This window comes from Streptomyces sp. NPDC002671, assembly GCF_053592475.1.
The window spans coordinates 41538-62627 of record NZ_JBSFVU010000005.1; the positions used below are offsets into that span (position 1 = coordinate 41538).

Sequence of the window (21090 nt, forward strand, 5' to 3'; positions counted from 1 at the left end):
ATGACCGACCAGCCGTATCAGGGCGGCCCGTACGAGGGCTACGACCCGTACCAGCAGCAGCAGCACCAGCAACAGCAGCAGCAGTGGCCTGGGCAGGAGCAGTACGACCAGTACGGGCAGCAGGGGCAGCACGGGCAGTACGTCCAGCAGCCCGGTTACGACCCCCAGCTCACCCAGCAGTGGCAGGGCCAGACCTGGGAGACGCAGACGCACGGTTCGCTGCAGACGCCGATGCAGGCGCAGGCGCCGGAGACGGCATATCTGCCGCAGCAGGAGCAGCAGCCGTATCAGCAGCAGTACCAGCAGTACGAGCAGCAGTACGCGCCCGAGGCGGCCCCGGTACAGCAGCCGCAGCCTGTCGCTGAACCCGGCCCCGCTCCCGCCCCCGAGCCGGAGTCCGTCTCCGGCCCCGAGTACGGCCCCGCCACGCTCGCAGGCAACGCCCGGATCACCGACGCCCAGCGGGCCCGGCTGGAGGGCCGCTCGCCGATCATCGAGCCGGGCATGCAGCCGGCGCTGCTCACCGCGCTCCTGGGCGTGCTGCTCGCGGCCACCGCGCCCGTCGCCTCGTACGCCCTGGCCGCCCCGCTGGTGCTGCTCCAGGCCGTGACGGCCGCGGGCTGGTTCCGGCTCAACGGCATGTGGCCCGCCCGCCAGGGCATCGCCCTCGCGTTCCTCGGGGGCCTCGCGGCGGACGTGGCGGTGCTCGCCGCGGGCCGCGACCACGCGCCCGCCGCGATCCTGGGCCCCCTCGGCGTCTGGGTCCTGCTGTCGCTGGTCCTCCAGCTGCGCTCGCACGCCTCGCCGGACGAGCGGATGTACGGCCTGATGGCCACGGTCGTCTCGGCGGCCCTGGCGATCCTCGCCACCGGCTACCTGGGCGCGACCCCGCACGCGGTCTCCGTGGGCGCGGCGGCGGTGGCGGTGGCCGTCCTGGCCCGGGTCCTGCCGCTGCCGGGCCCGGCCTCACTCGTGGTCTCGCTCCTCGCCGCGGCAGGCGCGGGAATCGCGGTCGGCGGCATGACAGGCCTGGGCGCGAAGGGCGCGCTGCTGGGTCTGGCGGCCGGGGCGTGCGCGCTGATCGGCCACCGGGTCGCGAGCTACGACTACCCGTCCCGCTTCGTCCACTTCACGGCGGGCGTGGCCCTACCGCTGTCGGCGGCGGCGCCGGTGGTGTGGGTACTGGGGCGCGCGCTGGCCTAGCGGCCGAGGCCCCCGCCCTTGACCCCGTCCACGAAGGCAGCCCAGGCGCTCGCCTCGAAAAGGAGGGCGTCGAGGGCGGGGGCCTTGCTGTCGCGGACGGGGACGACGGGGAGGTTGTCGGCGACCTCGACGCAGGCGCCGCCGTCCTGGTTGCTGTAGCTGCTCTTGCGCCACGTGATGTTGCTCAGGTCAATGGCTCGCATGGCGCTTCCTCCAACATCCGACGGATGAACTCCCGCGATTCGTCCGGAGATAGGGCCAAATCGCGTACCCGATCGTATCGGAGCTGGAGCTGCTCAACGGTGGTGGTTTCCTGGACCAGTTCGCCCGAGTAGCCGGTCTCGATCCAGGCGACGATCCGGCCAGCTCCCTGCAGGAACATCGTGTCGGTGTTCGTCAGCCCGTGCAGCCCCTTCGTCCATGGCAGCACCTGGATGGTGATGTTGGGGCGCTCGCTCATCACCAAGAGATGGCGCAATTGCGCGCGCCATTCATCGGGGTTACGAAGCGGGCTGCGCAGCACCGTCTCCGAGAGGATTGTGCGGAACTGCGGCCCACCGTCCATCAGCAGCAGTTCACGACGTCCCATGCGGGCGGCAACCTGAGCGTCCAACTCCGCCCCGGTCAGCCCGCCTTGCGTAAGCAGTTCGGTGGCGTACTCGGGTGTTTGCAGCAGGCCGTGGATGATGCTCGGCGCGTAGTGCCAAATGCTCACCGCCTCGGCCTCCAGCAACATGTACTGCCGATACCGCTCCTTGAACTGCGTCGGGTCGGCCATGGCCAGCTCCCACAGCGTGATCAGCAACTCGCCCGTGCCGTAGTACTGGTCCAGCGCCTCGACCACCTCCGGGCCGCCCAGCGTCTGGCCCTTCTCCAACTTCCCGAACAGGGACGCGTCCCAGCCCACCGCATCCGCCAGCGCTCGCAGGGACACGCCCCGCGCGGCCCGTCGCAGCCGCAGCTCCTCCGCAAAACGCGCCCTCGGCTCCTGGCTCCGCCCCGTGATCGCCCTCCGCTGCGGCACGGCACACCTCCCTGGCTGTGGAATTTGTGGAATTTAGGCCGCCCGGCATGGAACTACCAGCGGTTCTGGGTGTGTTGGCCTCCGGACTGGGCCATCCTCGTATCACCCAGGAATACGCAGAGTATGGCAACTGCCACATTCCGTATAGATGGTGAGCAAAGGAGCAAAGCCTATGCGAACGGAATCGGCCACCTACGACGACCTGAGCCGGCCGCCCCAGCCCGTCCCCGGCTGCGCCGCGTGCGCGGAGCTGGTGGCGCGGCGGGAGAAGGCGCACGCCGAGTACGACCGCAGCGCGGAGACCGACGCGAACGTCCTGATGCGCCAGCACCTGCGGCGGGAGCACCGCGCATGACGCGCGGCGGCGGTCTGCCGTACGAGGAGTGCAGGCGGGAGCGGGAACGGCGGGAGGAGCAGGGGGCGCCGCGCGACCGGGAGCCCCTGTATCCCGCCTACGCGCTGCCGCCCTTCCACCCCGGCACCCGCCCCCGGCACCGGCGGAAGCGGAAGGTGGACGGTGACCTCGTGAGCGGCGTGCTCAGCCTGCTGTGTGTGGCCACGCTCCTCGTGACCGTCGTCCTCGCGGCTACGCTTCCAGCATGACCAAGAAGCTCGTGATCAAGGTGACGGCCGGGGCGGACGCCCCCGAGCGCTGCTCGCAGGCGTTCACGGTGGCGGCGGTGGCCGTGGCCAGCGGGGTCGAGGTGTCGCTGTGGCTGACCGGGGAGTCGTCCTGGTTCGCGCTGCCGGGGCGGGCCGCCGAGTTCGAGCTGCCGCATGCCGCGCCGCTGCCGGACCTGATCGAGTCCATCCTCGCGGGCGGCGGGATCACCCTGTGCACGCAGTGCGCCGCCCGTCGGGAGATCACGGAGAAGGACGTCATCGAAGGCGTACGGATCGCGGGCGCGCAGGTCTTCGTACAGGAAGCCCTCGGGGACGGCACCCAGGCGCTCGTGTACTGAGCGCCCCCGCCTCGCCCGCACCCCTTACAACTTGGGCGGCTTCTTTCCGTCCAGCTCGTCCCACCACTCGTCGGACTGCGGGTCGCCGGAGGGGTCGTCCCACCAGCGGTCCTCCGGCCCCCGCCGGTTCGCGATCACCGCGGCGACCGGCGGGATGATCATGGCGACGACGCACATGCCGACGGCCACGGGGATCGACCAGAAACGCACAAACCCCCAGGCCATGACGAAGAGCACGATGCACGTGCCCATCATGGCGAAGTAGATGTGGCGCCGCCGCGCGTACATGCTTCCAGGGTAGATCCCGCGACCCCTGTCACAACTGATCCACAAACGCCCGGCCGCCGACGTTCGCAGGGTTACCGTGGCGTTGCGCAACGACCACCGACCCGGGGGAACACCACATGCCTCGCGCCCTGCGAATAACACTGATCGTCGTCGTGATCCTGGGCGGGCTCTTCGTGGTCGCGGACCGGCTCGCCGTCCACTTCGCCGAGGGCGAGGCCGCCGACAAGCTGAAGTCGACGGAGAACCTGGCCTCGACCCCGGACGTGAGCATCAAGGGCTTCCCGTTCCTCACCCAGGCCGCCTCCGGCTCCCTGGACGACGTCGAGGTCGGCATCAAGGACTACGAGGCGGCGACCGGCACCCCCGGCAAGACCATCAGGGTCGACAACCTGAAGGCCGACATGAAGGACGTCGAGTTCTCCGGCGACTACAGCTCGGCCACCGCGGCCACCGCCACCGGTACCGCGACGATCTCGTACGGCGAACTCCTCAAGACGGCCAAGTCCGAGCCGACCGAGGTCGCCCCGGGCATCATGGCCCGCGTCGTCGGCCTCTCCGACGGCGGCAACGGCAAGATCAAGGTCGCGGTGGAGGGGACGGTCTCGTCCCTCGGGATCAAGCAGACGGTGTACGTCCTGTCCACGGTGACCGTCGAGGACAACCACGTGCGGGTGCACGCGGACAGCCTGCCCAAGCTGGGCGCCGCCGCGGTCGCCGAGGGCCGTATCCGGCAGATCACCGACTTCCAGCAGGCCGTCGACCGGCTGCCGGGCGGCATCAAGCTGGACAAGGTGCAGGCTGCTCCGGACGGCGTGGAGATCAGCGTGAAGGGTGCGGACGTCAAGCTGGCGGGGTAGCTGTGAGGCATCAACGGAACAACGGCGGGCAAAAGCGGAGAAAACACCTCGAATGAACGCGGGGTGTCCGACTGGCGAGACGGCCGTGTCCGTAGTGCAGATGTACTGACCCATACGAGCGTCCGGGGATCGCGTCAAGACCCCCGGACGCTTTTTCGATCCCGCGATGCGGACGATCGTGTCTCGCTATATGACACACCGGTGACACGCCCGCCCGGACGTCCCTACGATCGAGCGCATGAAGCGACAGGCGGATCTCACAAAGCGGCGGGCAGTGGACCTGTGCCGCGTTGCCGCCATGCTCTGTCGCACCTTCTGAGCGGAACCGTCCCCCGGCCTCCGCGTTCCCCAGTCGCCCTGCTCGAAGGGCACCCGTGCACTTCCTCCGGCTCGAACCGGAGCCCGCACTCGTACGCATTCGCACCCCCGCCGCAACTGCCCCGGAGGAGAAACACCATGAGCCGCAGCGACGTCCTCGTAGACGCCGACTGGGTCCAGGAGCACCTGGACGACCCGACCATCGCCCTGGTCGAGGTGGACGAGGACACGTCCGCCTACGAGAAGAACCACATCCGGAACGCGATCCGCATCGACTGGACCAAGGACCTCCAGGACCCGGTCCGCCGCGACTTCGTCGACCAGGAGGGCTTCGAGAAGCTCCTGTCGGAGAAGGGCATCGCCAACGACCACACGGTGATCCTCTACGGCGGCAACAACAACTGGTTCGCCTCGTACGCCTACTGGTACTTCAAGCTGTACGGCCACGAGAACGTCAAGCTCCTCGACGGCGGCCGTAAGAAGTGGGAGCTGGACGCCCGCGAGCTGGTCGCCGGCGACGAGGTCCCGGAGCGCCCGAAGACGGACTACAAGGCCAAGGCGCAGGACACCTCCATCCGCGCCTTCCGCGACGACGTCGTGGCCGCCATCGGCTCGCAGAACCTGGTCGACGTCCGCTCGCCCGACGAGTTCTCCGGCAAGCTGCTCGCCCCGGCCCACCTGCCGCAGGAGCAGTCGCAGCGTCCGGGCCACGTGCCGACCGCCCGCAACATCCCGTGGTCGAAGAACGCCAACGACGACGGCACGTTCAAGTCGGACGAGGCGCTGCAGGCCCTCTACGCCGACGAGAAGGTCGACCTGGCCAAGGACACGATCGCCTACTGCCGCATCGGTGAGCGCTCGGCCCTGACCTGGTTCGTGCTGCACGAGCTGCTGGGCGTGGAGAACGTCAGGAACTACGACGGCTCCTGGACCGAGTACGGCTCCCTCGTCGGCGTGCCGATCGAGCTCGGCGCCAACAAGTAAGACCTTCGACCTTTACCCCTCAAGGAGTTCAACATGTGCGGAGCGAAGGCGGGCGGCCCCGACGCCTCGACGATCAAGCCCGGTGAGACCACGATCCAGGGCCAGGTGACCCGCGGCGGCGAGCCGGTGACCGGCTACGTCCGTCTGCTCGACTCGACCGGTGAGTTCACCGCGGAGGTCCCCACCTCCGCCACGGGCCAGTTCCGCTTCTACGCGGCCGAGGGCACGTGGACCGTGCGCGCGCTGGTGCCCGGCGGCACCGCCGACCGCACCGTGGTCGCCCAGAAGGGCGGCCTGGCGGAGGTCGCCATCGCGGTCTGAGTAGCTTCTCGGGCTCACTGTGACGGCTGAAGGGCCGCATCCCCTGGGTTGGACGCCGGCGGGGGTGCGGCCCTTCGGCATGCGCTTCTTGGGTCTTGCCGGGTCTTGATCGACTCGTAACCGGTTTCTTTACAACTCCATGCCCATGTCATGAGTCTCCTGTGGAGCGCGGATCACGGAATCCGTGCTTCCCGTTCTTGAGGGGACTTCATGGAAGTACCAGAAAGACCTGTGCCGGAGGGCCCGGAGAGCCTGGAGGTCCCGGAGATTCCGGAGAGCCCTGCGGCGCCGGTGCGGCGGCGGGGGCGTACCGCCTGGCTGGTGGCCGGAGCCGCCGTGCTCGGGCTGGTCGCCGGCACCTGCGCCGGCTACCTCGTCCAGGCCGACCGTGAGCCCACCGCGCTGCCCCCGCTCTCCCAGCCGACGCTCCCGCAGGCCAAGGGCAAGGGCCCCGCACCCCTGGCCGCCGCACAGGACCGCAAGGTCAAGATGGACGGCGACCTGCGGAAACTGCTGCTGAAGAAGCCGAGCGGCGCCCGTAAGGGCAGGTTCGACGAGAGCAACGACGGCCGGCTGAGCCTCGCCGGTTACGCGGAGGAATTCGGCAGGCCGAGCGGGGCCTTCAGAGAACTCGTCGCGACGGAGTTCCGCCGCGGGGCCGTCGTCGACTGGCGCGAGAGCGACACCCGTTACGTCGAGATCCGCCTGATCCAGTACCGCCAGGAGGAGACCCGGGGCGCCGCCCAGGCGGTCGACACCAACAACAACTGGGCCGAGGAAGAGGGCGACACCCGGAGCTGGCCGATCCCGGGCACGGGCGACGGCATGGCCTACGTCCACAAGCGGTCCACGACCGTCTCCGGCGTGAGTTTCTACCTCGCGGAGGCACACGCCTGGCGCGGGGACGTCGCCATGGAGATCTGGATCTTCGACAACAAGCCGATCCCGTCCGGGAAGATCCGGGACCTGGCGAAGCGGCAGATGGAGCGGCTGTGACCAGTGAGAACACGGAGAACGCCGAGAGCCCCGCGACCCCCGAGGTGGTCGACGCCGCTCCCGAGGTGCCCGCACCCCGGCGTCGCCTTCGGCCCCGCCGGCTCGCCGCCGTCGCCGGGGGTGCCGCGCTGGTCCTCGTCACCGCCGCGGGTGTCGGCTACACCGCCGTCACCGTGAACGGCGCCGACCGGTCCCCGGGCGCGCCCAGCTGGCGGCTGCCCAAGGCCGCGAAGGGCAAGCCGGTGGCGGAGAAGGCCACCGGTCTGCGCGCGATGCTGCTGTCCTACGGCGACGACCAGTACGGCCGCGGCCCGGACATCGCCGAGTTCGGCTCGGACGTCGAGTTGTCCGGCCGGCAGGCCACTGACCTGCGCAAGCAGCAGCTGCGGAACCTGCCCCGGTCCCAGCGGCGGCTGATGGAGCGGGAGATCGACAAGAACCCGGTCAAAGGCCTGGCGATGCGCAGCTACCTGAGCACCGCCCACGCGGCCGACTCCATGGCCTACTCCGACGACGCGTTCACCGTGGAGATCGCGCTGTCGCAGATGGCGAACGAGCGGACCCTGCACTCGTCGGTCGCCGCCCAGCATCGGCTCTTCGACGCCATGAAGGGCGTCCGCAAGGGGCCGGAGATCGAGGGCCACAAGAACGCCGCGTGCTTCCTGCCGCCGGTCGAGTCGGGCGAGGGCCTCGACACGATGGTGTGCTCCGGTTACGTCGGTGACGTCCTGGTCATGGCCACGGTTGCCGCGGCCAAGCCGCTCGACAAGAAGGGCGCGGCGGAGATGATCCGCGCCCAGTTCGACCGCATCAAGGACCCGGGGAAGGCCGTATGACCGACCACCAGACCCACATCGAGCCTCCGGCGGTCACGGAGCCCCCGGCCGCCGTGGAGCCCCCGGCGGTCACCGAGCCGCCCACTGCGGTCACCGAGCCGCTCGCGGCGCCTCCCCGTCCCAGGAAGGACCGCCGTACCCTCCGCGCGGCCCTGCGCTGGACCGCTGCCGTCGCCGTCTTCGCGGTGGTCGGGGCCGGGACGGCGTACGGGATCACCCGGATGGACCGCACGGACGTGCCGGGGCTCGCCACCGCCTCCGACGGGCGCTGGGACTACCCGGAACTGGTGAAGCCGCCGCTGCCGGCGGGCAGCCCGGGGCCCTTTGCGACCGGGAACAAGGCCGGCGCGCACTACGCCGACCTGCGCGCCCTGCTGCTGCCCGCGCCCAAGGGCGCCACGGAGGACCGGACGCTGCGCGGCGCCGGCGGCTGGCTGGCGACGAAGGACTTCCTGGCGCAGTACCACAAGGAGGACCGCCGGGAACTGGGACAGAAGCTCACGGACAACGGCCTGCGGCACATCGCGGCCCGCGGCTGGACCACCCAGGACGGCACCCGCACCCGGATCTACCTGCTCCAGTTCGACACGGCCGCCGTGGCCGAGAACCTGATGAACGCCGACCTCACCAACTACTCGGCCCCCACCTACCTGGTGCGTGGCGCCGACCTCTACGAGCGCGACGAGAAGTTCCCGGACGCGGCCCGGATCGCCGACGTCGCGCTCGCGCCGTACGCCGAGACCGAGCCGTACGGCCGCGAGCAGATCCGGCAGGCGTACCTGACCGCCGGGGACACCCTGGCGGTGATCACGCAGTCCCGCGAGGGCTCCGCGAAGGCCGTGCCGTTCCGGCAGACCGTGACCCTGCAGAGCGAACTGCTCGGCTGAGGCCCACCTCGCCAAGAGAGCGGGGCCCGGGCCGCGTAAGCTGGGCCCCGGCCCTGCCGTACGCCCGCCCCCGCCCGTTCAAGGAGCTCTCGTGGAACTCTTCTTCGAAATCCTGCTGTCCCTGGCCGTCGTCGGCGTGCTCGCCTTCACCGGGCTGGCCGTGATGAAGCTGTACCAGGGCCAGCGCTGACCCCCACCTAGGAAATACTGCCGCTCATGATCGAGATCCCGTCCGACCTGCACAAGGACCTCGTCCCGCTCGTCTTCCTGCTCGGTGACTGGGCCGGTGCGGGCGTATTCGACTTCCCCGGCGCGGAGAAGTGCAACTTCGGGCAGGAAGTCAGCTTCAGCCACGACGGCCGGGACTTCCTGGAGTACCACTCGCACACCTGGGTCCTGGACAAGGACGGCAACAAGGTGCGCCCGCTGGAGTCGGAGTCCGGCTTCTGGCGGATCGACGCCAACCGCAAGGTCGAGGTCACGATGACCCGCGACGACGGCACGGTGGAGATCTGGTACGGCGAGCTGGCCGACAAGAAGCCGCAGATCGACCTGGTGACGGACGCCGTCGCCCGGACGGCGGCCTCCCAGCCCTACACCGGCGGCAAGCGCCTGTACGGCTACGTCAAGAGCGACCTCATGTGGGTCGGCGAGAAGCAGACCCCCGAGGTCGAGCTGCGCCCCTACATGTCGGCCCACCTGAAGAAGGTCGTCACCCCGGAGGACGTCGAGCGCTGGGCCAAGGCCCTCCCGGACGACCTGCCGGACGGCATCTCGTTCTTCAAGTAGGCCCAAGCAGACGAGCGGGGCAACAAGGAGGGCGCCGGATCCACTGAGGGCGGCGCCCTACACCGCGTCGCCGGTGATGGCGAGGGCGAGCCGCCACATGCGCGTCGAGGGATTGCTGTCGGGCAGGTGCTCCGTTCCCTCCTCCGCGAGTGCGCGGGCCCGCCGCACCGCGTCCTTCCACAGCTCCCCGCCGTAGTCGCGGATCCACCCGCGGTGCTCGGTGTGGTGCAGTAACAGCCACAGTTCGAAGCACGGATTGGACACGGCGAGTTCGATGCGCTCCCGCCGGGCGCACCGCACGGCCTGCTCCAGGTCCTGGAAGTCGTCGACGTCGACGACGCACCAGACCTGGTCGAACTCCTCCCCGGCGCCGCCCCAGCACTCGGCCGCGTGCTGCACCACCTGAAGCGGTGAGCCGGGCTTCCGGGTGACCTTGACGGACAGGTTCCGGCGCTTGAAGTGCGCCTTGAAGCCGTTGAGGTAGTCGTACTCCGTCGTCTCGGCGCCGCAGACGACCATGAGCTGGTCGGCGCTGTCCCTGACGTTCGTGTGGCGCGTCAGGTCAGTGTCGCGACTCGGCCGCTTCGGGGAGCATGTCGGCTTGGGCCTGCCGCTGGGTTTCGGTGTCCTGGCCAGTGGTCCCCCCACCCCTCCTCAGCAGTGCATCGGCGAAGCTCTCGTCGATGAACGGGATGCCACCGTAACTGCCCCCCAGATAGCGGCGCTCCCGGTTCTCGTCCTTGCGCGGCTTGAAGTCCGCGAGTGAGTAGAGGGAGGTCTCGCCGAAGGAGTCCTTCTCCACGAACCAGACCTGGTCACGCTTGAGGATGTCCTCGCCGTCGCGTCGGCCGAGCAGGCTCGGGTCATGGCTGGTGAACAGCAGCTGGGCGCCGTGCGGATTCGTGTCCTGGTTCTGGAAGAGTCCGATGAGGCGGGCGGTGAGCAGGGAGTGGAGGCTGGCGTCGATCTCGTCCACGACGAAGGTGCCACCCCTGCGCAGTACGGAGAGAAAGCGCGGAGCCTGCTCCAACAAGGCCTGCGTACCGGCCGACTCCTCGTAGAGGTCCATCTGGACGACGCCGTTGCGACCGCGGTGCCCGACCCAGGGCCGGACCATCTCCCGTGGGCCCTCGTCCTCCAGTTCGCGCAGCAGCCGGGAGGGGATCCGCCTCCCGTACTGCCGGCGCAGGCTCTCCTCGTCCATCAGGACCCGTTCCATGCCGCATCCCTCGATGCCCAGGTCCGCGGCCTGGAGGAGGTGCATGATCTCCGGGTACCGGTCGGCGTTCTCCAGCGCGCGCACGGCGGACAGACCGTACGGCCGCGTCTCGTTCGCGCGGCGGAACTGGAGCTCTCGCGCGAACCAGTCGTACACCGGCCGGAAGTCCCGCTGGCGTGAGCGCGCGGCCAGGGAGAGGAAGAGGACGTTGGGCTCCGTGATGCTCTCGACCAGCTCCAGTTCCCGGGCCTCCTGCGAGGCTCCGGGCTTGACGCTGTCGCCTTCGCGGGAGAAGAGCTGGCGTTTCTTGCCCTTGGGATAGCTGTCCAGCCACTCCTCGGTGACCCGGTCGTCGTCCACGGCGAAGCCGTACGTGTAGCGCACCCCGTCCAGCAGGAGGTCGGCGACGTACCAGGAGGGTTCGTCCTTGGCCTCGTCGTCGAGGAGGAACGGGTGGCGGAGGATGCCGCCGTCCGGTTCGGCGTCCCGGTGCGAGGACACCACCATGCGGGCCATGTACTGGAGGGCGTCCAGCAGGTTCGTCTTGCCGGACGCGTTGGCACCGAAGACGCCCGCGACCGGTACAGCCTGCCATTCAGTGCCGGCGGGGCGGTCGTCCTCGTAGACCGGATGAAGGTTGAGCTGTTGCTCCTGCCGGATGGAACGGTGGTTCGCCACACGGAAGCTGAGCAGCACGATCACACACCTCCGGCTTCGCTCTCATAGCTGTACTATTTCCATTACCTGCCAGTAAATCTCGCAGATGCCTATCTGGCAACGCCAATGGCGGCCACTCCAGCCCTTTCGTGTGAAAAGTTCACGCCGGGTTGCCGTACCGTTGGCGCCCGTAGACTTGGGTCCGTGGTGAGCACCGACTGGAAGAGCGACCTCAGGCAGCGTGGCTACCGGCTGACGCCGCAGCGGCAGCTTGTCCTCGAAGCCGTCGACACCCTTGAGCACGCGACCCCCGACGACATCCTCGTGGAAGTGAGGAAGACAGCGTCGGGGGTCAACATCTCCACCGTCTACCGCACGCTGGAGCTGCTGGAGGAGCTGGGCCTGGTCAGCCACGCCCACCTCGGGCACGGCGCGCCCACCTACCACCTCGCCGACCGCCACCGGCATCTGCACCTGGTGTGCCGGGACTGCGAGAACGTCATCGAGGCCGATGTGGCGGTGGCCGCGGAGTTCACGGCCAAGCTGCGCGAACAGTTCGGCTTCGAGACCGACATGAAGCACTTCGCGATCTTCGGCCGCTGCAAGGACTGTTCGCTGAAGGGTTCAAGCACCACGTCGTAGGCTTGCCCGTATGAAGAGCCCCCTGCTGTCCCTGCCTGGCGCCGTCCCCGCCGAGGGCGTGGACGAAGGCGTCGCCGCCCACTATGGCGACCTGTTCCGCGAGCAGCGCGCCCTCGCCGAGGGCACCGGTTTCGTCGACCTCTCCCACCGCGGCGTCCTCGCCGTCACCGGCGAGGACCGGCTGAGCTGGCTGCACCTGCTGCTCACCCAGCACGTCAGCGAACTGCCCGTCGGCGAAGCCACCGAGGCGCTGATCCTCTCCGCCCACGGGCACATCGAACACGCCCTGTACCTGGTGGACGACGGTACGACCGTCTGGGCGCACATCGAGCCCGGCACCCAGGACGCGCTGATCGCGTACCTGGAGTCGATGAAGTTCTTCTACCGGGTCGAGGTCGCCGACCGCACCGCCGATTTCGCCGTGGTGCACCTGCCCGCCGGCTCCATCGCCGAGGTGCCGGACGGCGTCGTCGTACGCGAGACGGCGTACGGCCGTGATCTGTTCCTGCCGCGCGCGGACCTGGAGGACTTCGCCGCCGCGCACGGCCCGGCCGCCGGTCTCCTCGCCCACGAGGCGCTGCGCGTCGAGCAGCACCGGCCCCGCCTCGGCTTCGAGACCGACCACCGGACCATCCCGCACGAGCTGGGCTGGATCGGCACCGCCGTCCATCTCCAGAAGGGCTGCTACCGGGGGCAGGAGACCGTCGCCCGCGTGCAGAACCTGGGCAAGCCGCCCCGGCGGCTCGTCTTCCTGCACCTCGACGGCAGCGAGGTGCACCTGCCGGTGCACGGCACCGAGATCCGGCTCGCGGACGAGGGCCCCGACGGCCGCAAGATCGGCTTCGTGACGACGTCCGTACGCCACCACGAGCTGGGCCCGATCGCCCTCGCCCTGGTGAAGCGGAACGTGCCGGTCGACGCCCGGCTGATCGCCGGGGACACGGCCGCCGCCCAGGAGACGATCGTCGAGCCCTGAGGCACCTGGGAGTGCCTGGATCTTCAACGATCTTCAACAGCAGTGCCTAGATCTCCAACAGCACCGTGAACGGGCCGTCGTTCGTCAGCGACACCCGCATCTGTGCGCCGAAGCGCCCCGTCGCCACCGTCGCGCCCAGCGCGCGCAGTTGTGCGACCACCTCGTTCACCAGCGGCTCGGCGACTTCGCCGGGCGCGGCGGCGTTCCAGGTGGGGCGGCGGCCCTTGCGTGCGTCGCCGTACAGGGTGAACTGGCTGATGACGAGCAGCGGGGCGTCGATGTCGCTGCACGACCTCTCGTCGTGCAGCATCCGGATCGACCAGAGTTTGCGGGCCAGTTGGGCCGCCTTCTCCTTGGTGTCCTCATGGGTCACGCCGACGAGGACGCAGAGCCCCTCGCCCTCGATCGCGCCCACCGTCTCGCCGTCCACGACGACGCTCGCGCCGTCCACTCTCTGCACCACCGCACGCATGCGGACCATCATGCCGGGTGCTCCGGGCGCGGCCGGCGGGGGCCCACTATTGATCCTTAACACCCTATCTGGGGCCGTTCGGGGGCACTCGGTCACATAGTGGCCACTTGGGGTGGCACGATGCTGTCACACGCCGGGTCGAGGGGACGTCACACGCACATGAGCACACCGAGTGCCGGGCAGCCGTTGCAGGGGATCTACCGGACGCCCGCGCAGCGCGGCGACAGCCTGCCGGCTCCGTCGGCTCCGCCGGCGCCGGCGCTGCCCGCCGAGTCTCCCGAGCCCCAGCTGGCCCCGCTGAGCCTGCCCGAGCTGCGCGCCCTGCGCCGTGACGCCCAGCGCGACGAGGCCGACCTCAGCTATGTGCGGCGGCTGCTGCAGGGCCGGATCGACATCCTGCGCGCGGAGCTGGCCCGGCGCGGCCGGGCGTCCGTGCCGGCCCCGGCGGACGGCTCGGTCGTGGACCGGCTCCCGGAGATCCTCAAGGACGCCCCGGCCCGGCACCGCTCCTCGGCCCGCCATGTCACCCTCGGCACCCCGCACAACGAGGAGTACCGGCAGCTGGCCGCCGAGATGCTCGCCGAGGTCGAGCTGTCGGACCTCCAGGCGCGCACGGATCTCGAACTCACCACCGCCATGGGCCGGCTCGTCCGCTACGAGCAGGAGGTCTCCCGGCGCCGCCAGTGCCTGCAGCGCACGACCGACGACTGCAGCGGGGAGATCGCGCGCCGGTACCGGGTGGGCGAGGCGCAGGTCGACGACCTGCTGGAGTGAGGCCTGCCGGCCGGGTGTGAAGTGCGCCGGGTGAAATTGAGGCGACATCCGGCGTGCCGCGTGCCTACCGTGTGCCCATGATCGAAGTCCGAGCCGTGAATCCCGTCGACGAGGCCGATTTCGCGGACTGGCGGCGCGCCATGAGTACCGGTTTCACGCGCTCCACGAGGCTGGCCCCGGAGCAAGTGGAGGCCCGGCGGCGGCAGTGCCTCGGTGACCGGCTGCTCGGCGCCTTCGACGGCGACGGCTGTGTGGCGACGTATCGTTCCTTCGCCCAGGAAGTGACCGCGGTGGGCGGCGCGCTCGTCGCCTCGAACGCGATCTCCCACGTCAGTGTCAGCCCCACCCACCGGCGGCGGGGCCTGCTGACCCGGATGATGAGCCGGGATCTGGCGGCGGCGCGGGAGCGTGGCGACGTCGTCGCCGCCCTCGTCGCGGCGGAGTACCCGATCTACGGCCGGTTCGGCTTCGGGCCGGCGGTCTCGGCGGCCGAGTGGACCGTCGACGTCCTGCGGTCCGGGCTCGATCCGCGCTCGTCGGGCCCGGCGGACGGCGCCCGGATCGACCTGGTGGACGGCGCGGAGGTCCGCAGGCTGGGCCCCGGACTGTTCGAGCGCTTCCGCCGCGCGCGGCACGGCGTGGTCAGCCGTGACGAGCTGTGGTGGCAGGTGTACACCGGCACCCTCGACCTGGGGTACCAGCCGTGGACCGAGCCGTTCCACGCCGTGTACCGGTCGGCCGCCGGGACGGTCGAGGGCCTGGTGACGTACGAGATCGACGGCAACTGGAACGGCCGGCAGCCGGACCAGACCGCCGAGGTCAGGGGGCTGATCGCCACGACTCCGGCGGCCGAGCGCGCCCTGTGGCAGTTCGTGTGCTCGGTCGACTGGGTCACCAAGGTCAAGAGCGGCCGGCGCGGGCCGGACGACCTGCTTCCCCTCTATCTGCCCGACCCGCGCGCCGCCCGGATCACCAGCCAGGGCGACTGGCTGTGGCTGCGCGTCCTGGACGTCGTACGGGCCCTGGAGGCGCGGACGTACGAGGGGACGGGCGCGCTGGTGCTGGAGGTTGTGGACCCAGGCGGGCTCACGGGCGGGCGGTTCCGGCTGGAGGCGTCCCCGGAGGGGGTGTCCTGCACGCCCACGTCGACCGAGGGTGCCGATCTGACGCTGGGGGTGGGCGAGTTGGCGCGGGTGTGGCTGGGGGACGAGTCCCTGGTCCGGCTCGCGGCGCTGGGCCGGGTGCAGGAAGAACGAGAGGGCGTCGCCCGGAAGGCCGACGCCCTGTTGCGCGTGTCCGGGCGGCCGTACTGCCCGGACATGTTCTGACGTTCTGGCGCTCTGGCGCTTTTTCCGGCGCTCCTCTCCTGCGACGACGGGTGCCTGATCACTCGTTTCATCCGTAGCGAGCTGTTCAGTTGTGGCTGTGCTCCGTGCTGCGTGTCTGCGCTGCACGTGTTCAGTTGTGGCTGTGCGCGCTGGTGTTCAGTTGTGACTGTGCGTTCCGGTGGCCGTCCCCTGTCCGGGCTCCCGGCTCCCCTCCGGAAGGAAGCCCGATCGGCCAACCACTGGGAAGCTCGACCATGTTGTGCGAGTTGGCTACCAACTCACTCTGCTTATCTCCGCTAGAGAGCGGCTCATAACCACCTTTCACTGAACTGCCGCAAGATGGCGGGAAGTTGTACCGTAGAACGGTGGAGCCGGAACACGCTTCCGCCAGTGGACCGACGAGGTCCCGGCCGCCCCGCACGTCACATCACGAGGTGGCCGACGAACTGCGCGCCCGGATCCGGTCCGGTGAGCTGCGCCCGGGCCAGCGCATGCCGACGCAGGCCAAGCTGGCCGACGAGTTCGGGGTCGAGCGCGGGGCCGTACGGCAGGCGCTGCGCATACTGCAGTCGGAGCGGCTGCTGACCAACATCTCCAAGGGTGCCCCGGCCACGGTGGCCGACGCTCCGGTGCTGGTCAGGCCCGCGGCCGGGCCCGCCGTGCCGCCGCAGCCGACCATGGTGGCCCTCGCGCCGCGCATCGCGACCGCCTTCGCGGCCCCGCAGGTCGAGATCGACGCGCTCTGTCTGACCTCGGTCTCGCTCACGATGGCGATCGGCGAGCCGCTGCGGCAGATCCACGCGGGGCGGCTGAAACCGGCCAAGATCGACGTCCGGGTGCTGCTGCCCAGCCGGGACATCGACCTCGCCTTCCCGGCGCCGGTGGACCCCGCCGACGGCCAGCTGCTGCACCGGCGCTGGCTGGCCCAGCGCAACGCACAGGGCCTGGTGCTGCGGCAGAACCTGCTGGCGCTGCGCACCACCCACGGCATCGACGTGCACGTCTCGTTCCGCGCGCTGCCGCTCACCCCGCCGGTCAAGCTGTACCTGCTCAACGCGGCCGAGGCGCTGTTCGCGTACTACACGCTCCGGCGCCGCGAGCGGGAGATCGAGCACGAGCACGTGCAGACGTACGACACGGACGGCACGCGCTCGATGCTGTTCTCCTTCGCGCAGGGGGCCGACCAGCGGGACACCACGTTCGTGGAGCAGTCCCACCTGTGGTTCAACGCGCTGTGGGAGACGATCAGTTCGGAACTGGTGCTGACGTCGTAGACAGCGCCGACGTCATGGCGCGGTGCCCGCGAGGGCGGGCATGGTGGTTCCCCCTTTCAGCCTGCCAACTGGAGGAAGGTGGCGACCAACTCTGCTGGGGTCTCGTACAACTCCCACTAGATGGATCAGAGTTGTAGCGTTTGGTCGTGACCCAGGAAAGCGTGGCGGTGAACGTGTCGGAGAACGCGGCAGTGAACGGGGGCAGAAGACTCACGCCCCAGGAGATCGCCGACACCCTGCGCGCGCGCATCCGTACCGGCGACCTCAAGGCGGGCGACCGGCTGCCCACCCAGGCCGAGCTGGCCGAGGAGTTCGGCGTGGAGCGCGGTGCCGTACGCCAGGCCCTGCGGGCCCTGCAGGCGGACGGCCTGCTCGCCGACGTCAGCAAGGGCAGCCCGCCGCGCGTCGCCGGACCGCGGCCGGTCCGGGACGAACCGCAGCCGACCATGGTGGGCCTCGCCCCCCGGCTGACCCAGGCGTTCTCCGCGCCGCACGTGCGCATCGACGCGGTCTGCCTGACCGCGCAGACCCTGCTGCCCGCCCTCGGTGAACCGCTGCGCCTGATCCACGAGGGCCGCATCCGCCCCGAACGCATCGACGCCCGCATCCTGCTGCCGTCCCAGGACATCAACCTCGCCTTCCCGGTGCCGGTCGACCGGCACGGCGACGACGACGCCGTCCACGAGCGCTGGCTGGGCATGCGCAACGCCCAGGGCCAGGTACTCCAGTACAACCTGTGGGCCCTGCGCGGCACTCATGACATCGACGTGCACGTCACCTTCCGCGCCCTGCCCTTCACCCCGCCGGCCAAGCTGTACCTGCTCAACGGCGCGGAGGCGCTGTACGCGTACTACATGGTCTCGCGCCGCGAGGAGCCGACGGACAGCGGAACGCTGGAGATGTACGACACCCTCGGTTCGGAATCCCTCCTGTTCTGCTTCGAGGAGCGGGCCGGTCAGCGGGACGCGGCGTTTGTGGAGCAATCGCAGAAGTGGTTCGACGCCCTCTGGGAAACCATCTCTACGGACCTGACACTCTCCTAGTGACTTCTGAGACGACGACGCAGACCGATCCGCTGCTGGAACTGATCACTTCCGCCCGGGTCGTGCTGTGGGACTTCGACGGGCCGATCTGCCGCCTGTTCGCCGGGCACAAGGCGGAACGGGTGGCGACCGAGCTGGTGGAGTGGCTGGCCGGACGTGGCCTGCACGGCCTGCTGACCGACTCCGAGCGCGACTCCCTGGACCCGCACGTGGTGCTCCGCGCGGTGGACCGCCGGCACCCCGGCAGCGACCTGGTCACGGAACTGGAGGAACGCCTCACCCAGGAGGAGTTGCGGGCCGCGTACTCCGCGCTGCCCACCGAATACGCCGACCCCCTGATACGCACCTGGACCGCCGTCGGCTCCCGCCTGGCCATCACCACCAACAACTCCCCCCGGGTGGTCCGCGCCTACCTCGACGACCGCGGCCTCACCCCCTGCTTCGCCCCCCACATCTACGGCCGCACCCCCGACCTGCACCTCCTCAAGCCCGACCCGCACTGCCTCAACCGCGCCCTGAACGCGATGGGTGCCGCCCCCTCGGCCGCTCTGATGATCGGCGACTCCCCCTCGGACCTCGCCGCCGCACAACGCGCCGGCGTCCCGTTCCTCGGCTACGCGCGTAACGAAGAGAAGGCAGAGCTTTTGCGGGAGGCCGGAGCCGGGGTCGTGGTCGCGTCGTTGGAGCCGTTGCTGAAGATGCTGCGCGGCTGACGACAGGCGGGTCCGGTGAAGTCGAGGCGGTGTGGGAACTGGTGACCGAAGAGGGTCGCGCTGCGCGGGTGCAGGGCGTGGCGTGCGATAGCATCCGCCCAACCGGCTGAGCGACCGCTCGGATCCGTGCGTGAGGGATGGCGAACCAGCCGGTCCCGGCCGACCGTCACATGAGTGGCCGACCACCTGTTGGGCGACTCCACTGGCCTCGGGTCCTCCCTTCCGCTCCACCCTTTCTCCTTCCCTTTCCCCTTCCATGCGAGAACCCCGGAGCGGCCAGTGGGCGCACCACCCGTCCCCCGCCGCGCGGCCGGACCGCACGCTGTTATCCAGGCGTTCGTGGGACATGCCGTCAGGGCCGGGCAGGCGAGCCGGGGTTTCCACAACCAGAACCACGTGCTCCCGCTGCCCGAACCGGTGGCCCGGCTGCTCGGCCGTGAGCCCGGTACCGCCGTGATCGTGCGGGTGCCGCGCCGGGGCGTGCTGCCCGTGGTGATCCGTACCTGGCCGAACGAGGCCGAGATCCTGCGGGCCCTCAAGGGCGTCCTCGGCGGCGTGCCCGAGTGCCTTGCCGAGGGGGACGGCTTCGCCATCCACAGCTATGTGGAAGGCGTTCCGCTCTCCAGCGTCTGCGGCAACGGCAAGCCGGTGGACGCCCTGTTGATAACGGCACTGGCGGGCCGGCTCGCCGCGAGCGCCCAGGTGCGCAGCAGCGCCGCGCTGCCGTCCCTGCCCGCCCTGTGGCCCCGGAACTTCACCGACAGCCAGGGCTTCCTCCAGGCCCTGGCCCGCATGGCCGACGTACAGATCAGACAGCCCAACTGGGCTTGTTTCGGCGGCCTGTTCACCGCGCTCGGCGTGCCCGAGGACGCTCTCGTGCGGCTGGCCGAACGGGTCCCGGCGATGTCCCGCCGGCCCTACAGCCTGCTCCACGCCGACCTGCACCGCGACAACCTGATCATGTCGTACGGCGGTGACCCGCCCCTGATCTGCGTCGACTGGGAGCTGGCCAGTTACGGCGACCCGCTGCACGACCTGGCCACCCATCTGGTCCGGATGCACTACCCCGACCACCAGTGGGACGAGGTCGTCGAGGCGTGGGTGCGCGCCATGCGCGAGGTCCGGCCGGAGGCCGTGAACGGCGTGGCGCGGGACCTGCGGCACTACGTCTCCTTCGAGCGCGCCCAGTCGGTGTATCCCGACGTGATGCGGGCGGCGAAGTCCCTGGAGGAGTCCTTCGACCAGAGCAGCCTGGACGAGGCGACGGCCTGGGTGCGCCGTGCCTTGGAGGCGGCGGCGGAGCCCTTGCGACTGCCCCAGGTGCCGGGGGAGCGGGAGATCGGGCGGATCCTCTTCCGCTGGGCGTCCGCCCGGCCGGGCGGCCCGGTGTGGCGCGGCGGGGGAGCGCGGCGCGGCCCGGAGGCCCGGGCGATCGACTGGAAGCCGGACCGGCGCGTCCCGGAACGCCGCGACTTCCCGCACGCCGCCGTCCACGACGCCCTGATCCTGGAGGGGGCGGCCCCCGCCGACCGGGTGTTCAAGGGCACCGCGCACCTCAACTCGGTGCTGTGGGTGCCCGGTACTCCCTTCCCGGTGGTGGTCCGCCGCATGGTCGCGGGTGTCACCCGGCGCGAGCGCAGCTTCCTCAGCGAGCACGCCGTGCTCGGGGCGATCGAGCGGTCCGGGGTGCCGGTGGCCGCGCCCCGCGTGCTGGCGCTGGGCGAGAGCCACGCTAGGGACGTCGGCCACACGTACTCCGGCGACCGCTTCGCCATCCACACCTACGAGGGCCCGCGAGGCCCCGGCAGCAGGCCCGACCACCCGGTCAACGGCCTGCTCCCGCACGAGGCGGACGGCCTGGTCGACCAGCTGGCCGCGCTCACCGGGGTCGACTACATCCAGGTCGACCCGGTCGCCGGCCGGCTCGGCTTCTACGCCTGGCTCAGCGAACAGCTGGTGACGCTGGTGGCCGGACTGCCGAAGGAGTCCCAGCAACTGGCCCGCCTCCTCGGCCTGCCCGACGCCCACCGGCTGCGCGAGATCCTCGCCCGGCACCAGGTCACCCACCGCACCCTCACCCTGCTCCACGGCGACCTCAACCCCTGGAACCTGGTGCGCCGGGACGACCGCCGGGCGCTGACCCTGATCGACTGGGAGATGGCCCTGGTCGGCGACCCGCTCTACGACCTGGTCCGGCACATGCACCTCACCCCGACCCGGCCGGAGATCCGGGACCGCATGTTCCGCCGCTGGGAGGGCCGCCTGCCCGTGGAGTACACCCGGGACTGGCCGCGGGACTGGCGCGTGTACCGGAGCATCGAGATCGTGCGCTCCGCCTACGTCGACCTCGACCGCCTGGTCACCGGGGCGAGCCTGGACGCCCCCAATGTGCGCCGGGCCCTGGACTCGTACGCGATGACCCTGGCGGCGGCCACCGGTTCGCTGGGCCTGACGGCGCCGCGCCGGGCCAACCCGTACCTGGCCCGGGCCCTGGCCTGGCTCATCCGTTCCGGTGGCGCTGCGTAGG

At 70.3% G+C, this 21090-nt stretch carries 26 protein-coding genes; 20 read left to right on the forward strand and 6 right to left on the reverse strand.

The window, feature by feature from the left end:
• Complete coding sequence (locus tag ACWD35_RS08910; RefSeq protein ID WP_451350477.1) at window positions 1–1203, forward strand: hypothetical protein; 1203 nt, start codon at window positions 1–3, stop codon at window positions 1201–1203.
• Here ACWD35_RS08910 and ACWD35_RS08915 read toward each other — a convergent pair.
• Window positions 1200–1406 (reverse strand): DUF397 domain-containing protein, encoded by a 207-nt coding sequence (locus tag ACWD35_RS08915; protein ID WP_451350478.1) that lies wholly within the window; start codon window positions 1404–1406, stop codon window positions 1200–1202. The two genes, ACWD35_RS08910 and ACWD35_RS08915, sit on opposite strands and share 4 nt — an antisense overlap.
• A complete protein-coding gene (locus tag ACWD35_RS08920) occupies window positions 1388–2227 on the reverse strand; it encodes a helix-turn-helix domain-containing protein (protein WP_451350479.1) in 840 nt (279 codons plus the stop codon). The genes ACWD35_RS08915 and ACWD35_RS08920 overlap by 19 nt, the downstream gene beginning before the upstream one ends.
• A gap of 172 nt (window positions 2228–2399) precedes the next feature.
• Between ACWD35_RS08920 and ACWD35_RS08925 the strand changes: the two genes are divergently transcribed.
• The 3 genes from ACWD35_RS08925 to ACWD35_RS08935 are packed head-to-tail and all read left to right on the forward strand — an operon-like array spanning window position 2400 to window position 3189.
• Window positions 2400–2582, forward strand: coding sequence for a hypothetical protein (locus ACWD35_RS08925; protein ID WP_451350480.1), 183 nt, complete (start codon window positions 2400–2402; stop codon window positions 2580–2582).
• The gene (locus ACWD35_RS08930) at window positions 2579–2830 is read left to right on the forward strand and encodes a hypothetical protein (protein WP_451350481.1); all 252 of its coding nucleotides are present in this window, start codon (window positions 2579–2581) and stop codon (window positions 2828–2830) included. Before ACWD35_RS08925 ends, ACWD35_RS08930 begins: the two co-directional genes overlap by 4 nt.
• Window positions 2827–3189 carry a DsrE family protein gene (locus ACWD35_RS08935; protein WP_451350482.1) on the forward strand — a complete coding sequence of 121 codons (363 nt, stop codon included), beginning with the start codon at window positions 2827–2829 and terminating at the stop codon, window positions 3187–3189. Before ACWD35_RS08930 ends, ACWD35_RS08935 begins: the two co-directional genes overlap by 4 nt.
• A gap of 24 nt (window positions 3190–3213) precedes the next feature.
• Here ACWD35_RS08935 and ACWD35_RS08940 read toward each other — a convergent pair whose 3' ends face one another.
• Window positions 3214–3477, reverse strand: a complete 264-nt coding sequence (locus tag ACWD35_RS08940; protein WP_451350483.1) for a DUF3099 domain-containing protein — start codon at window positions 3475–3477, stop codon at window positions 3214–3216.
• A gap of 116 nt (window positions 3478–3593) precedes the next feature.
• On the opposite strand from ACWD35_RS08940, the gene ACWD35_RS08945 reads away from it, so the two are divergent.
• From ACWD35_RS08945 to ACWD35_RS08980, 8 genes are all read left to right on the forward strand, one after another.
• Complete coding sequence (locus tag ACWD35_RS08945) at window positions 3594–4334, forward strand: LmeA family phospholipid-binding protein (protein ID WP_451350484.1); 741 nt, start codon at window positions 3594–3596, stop codon at window positions 4332–4334.
• A gap of 238 nt (window positions 4335–4572) precedes the next feature.
• Complete coding sequence (locus ACWD35_RS08950; RefSeq protein ID WP_350310325.1) at window positions 4573–4653, forward strand: putative leader peptide; 81 nt, start codon at window positions 4573–4575, stop codon at window positions 4651–4653.
• Between the two features lie 137 nt (window positions 4654–4790).
• Window positions 4791–5636, forward strand: coding sequence for a sulfurtransferase (locus tag ACWD35_RS08955; RefSeq protein WP_451350485.1), 846 nt, complete (start codon window positions 4791–4793; stop codon window positions 5634–5636).
• 33 nt (window positions 5637–5669) lie between these two features.
• Window positions 5670–5957, forward strand: a complete 288-nt coding sequence (locus ACWD35_RS08960) for a DUF1416 domain-containing protein (RefSeq protein ID WP_451350486.1) — start codon at window positions 5670–5672, stop codon at window positions 5955–5957.
• Between the two features lie 210 nt (window positions 5958–6167).
• A complete protein-coding gene (locus ACWD35_RS08965; RefSeq protein WP_451350487.1) occupies window positions 6168–6953 on the forward strand; it encodes a hypothetical protein in 786 nt (261 codons plus the stop codon).
• Window positions 6950–7789 (forward strand): hypothetical protein, encoded by an 840-nt coding sequence (locus ACWD35_RS08970; protein ID WP_451350488.1) that lies wholly within the window; start codon window positions 6950–6952, stop codon window positions 7787–7789. The genes ACWD35_RS08965 and ACWD35_RS08970 overlap by 4 nt, the downstream gene beginning before the upstream one ends.
• A complete protein-coding gene (locus ACWD35_RS08975) occupies window positions 7786–8676 on the forward strand; it encodes a hypothetical protein (protein WP_451350489.1) in 891 nt (296 codons plus the stop codon). The genes ACWD35_RS08970 and ACWD35_RS08975 overlap by 4 nt, the downstream gene beginning before the upstream one ends.
• A gap of 216 nt (window positions 8677–8892) precedes the next feature.
• Entirely contained in the window at window positions 8893–9465 is a 573-nt protein-coding gene (locus ACWD35_RS08980) for an FABP family protein (RefSeq protein WP_451350490.1), read from the forward strand.
• A gap of 57 nt (window positions 9466–9522) precedes the next feature.
• Here the strand turns inward: ACWD35_RS08980 and ACWD35_RS08985 are convergent, their stop codons facing one another.
• Complete coding sequence (locus ACWD35_RS08985) at window positions 9523–9984, reverse strand: RloB family protein (RefSeq protein WP_451350491.1); 462 nt, start codon at window positions 9982–9984, stop codon at window positions 9523–9525.
• 43 nt (window positions 9985–10027) lie between these two features.
• Window positions 10028–11380 (reverse strand): AAA family ATPase, encoded by a 1353-nt coding sequence (locus ACWD35_RS08990; RefSeq protein WP_451350492.1) that lies wholly within the window; start codon window positions 11378–11380, stop codon window positions 10028–10030.
• A gap of 165 nt (window positions 11381–11545) precedes the next feature.
• On the opposite strand from ACWD35_RS08990, the gene ACWD35_RS08995 reads away from it, so the two are divergent.
• Entirely contained in the window at window positions 11546–11983 is a 438-nt protein-coding gene (locus tag ACWD35_RS08995; RefSeq protein WP_451350493.1) for a Fur family transcriptional regulator, read from the forward strand.
• Window positions 11984–11993: 10 nt separating this feature from the next.
• Complete coding sequence (gene ygfZ / locus ACWD35_RS09000) at window positions 11994–12959, forward strand: CAF17-like 4Fe-4S cluster assembly/insertion protein YgfZ (RefSeq protein ID WP_451350494.1); 966 nt, start codon at window positions 11994–11996, stop codon at window positions 12957–12959.
• Between the two features lie 46 nt (window positions 12960–13005).
• Here the strand turns inward: ygfZ and dtd are convergent, their stop codons facing one another.
• Window positions 13006–13431, reverse strand: a complete 426-nt coding sequence (gene dtd, locus ACWD35_RS09005; protein ID WP_451350495.1) for a D-aminoacyl-tRNA deacylase — start codon at window positions 13429–13431, stop codon at window positions 13006–13008.
• 159 nt (window positions 13432–13590) lie between these two features.
• Between dtd and ACWD35_RS09010 the strand changes: the two genes are divergently transcribed.
• The 6 genes from ACWD35_RS09010 (at window position 13591) to ACWD35_RS09035 (ending at window position 21089) form a co-directional block, all read left to right on the forward strand.
• Complete coding sequence (locus ACWD35_RS09010) at window positions 13591–14205, forward strand: RsiG family protein (RefSeq protein ID WP_451350496.1); 615 nt, start codon at window positions 13591–13593, stop codon at window positions 14203–14205.
• A 77-nt stretch (window positions 14206–14282) separates the two neighbouring features.
• Window positions 14283–15533: a GNAT family N-acetyltransferase gene (locus ACWD35_RS09015; protein WP_451350497.1), complete on the forward strand. Its 1251-nt coding sequence runs from the start codon at window positions 14283–14285 to the stop codon at window positions 15531–15533.
• A 365-nt stretch (window positions 15534–15898) separates the two neighbouring features.
• Window positions 15899–16807 (forward strand): winged helix-turn-helix domain-containing protein, encoded by a 909-nt coding sequence (locus ACWD35_RS09020; RefSeq protein WP_451350498.1) that lies wholly within the window; start codon window positions 15899–15901, stop codon window positions 16805–16807.
• Between the two features lie 191 nt (window positions 16808–16998).
• Window positions 16999–17850, forward strand: a complete 852-nt coding sequence (locus ACWD35_RS09025) for a GntR family transcriptional regulator (RefSeq protein ID WP_451350807.1) — start codon at window positions 16999–17001, stop codon at window positions 17848–17850.
• On the forward strand, window positions 17850–18563 hold the full coding sequence (locus ACWD35_RS09030; protein WP_451350499.1) for an HAD family hydrolase: 714 nt from the start codon (window positions 17850–17852) through the stop codon (window positions 18561–18563). Before ACWD35_RS09025 ends, ACWD35_RS09030 begins: the two co-directional genes overlap by 1 nt.
• A 279-nt stretch (window positions 18564–18842) precedes the next feature.
• Window positions 18843–21089, forward strand: coding sequence for a phosphotransferase (locus tag ACWD35_RS09035; RefSeq protein ID WP_451350500.1), 2247 nt, complete (start codon window positions 18843–18845; stop codon window positions 21087–21089).
• The last annotated feature ends 1 nt before the right edge of the window (window position 21090 follow it).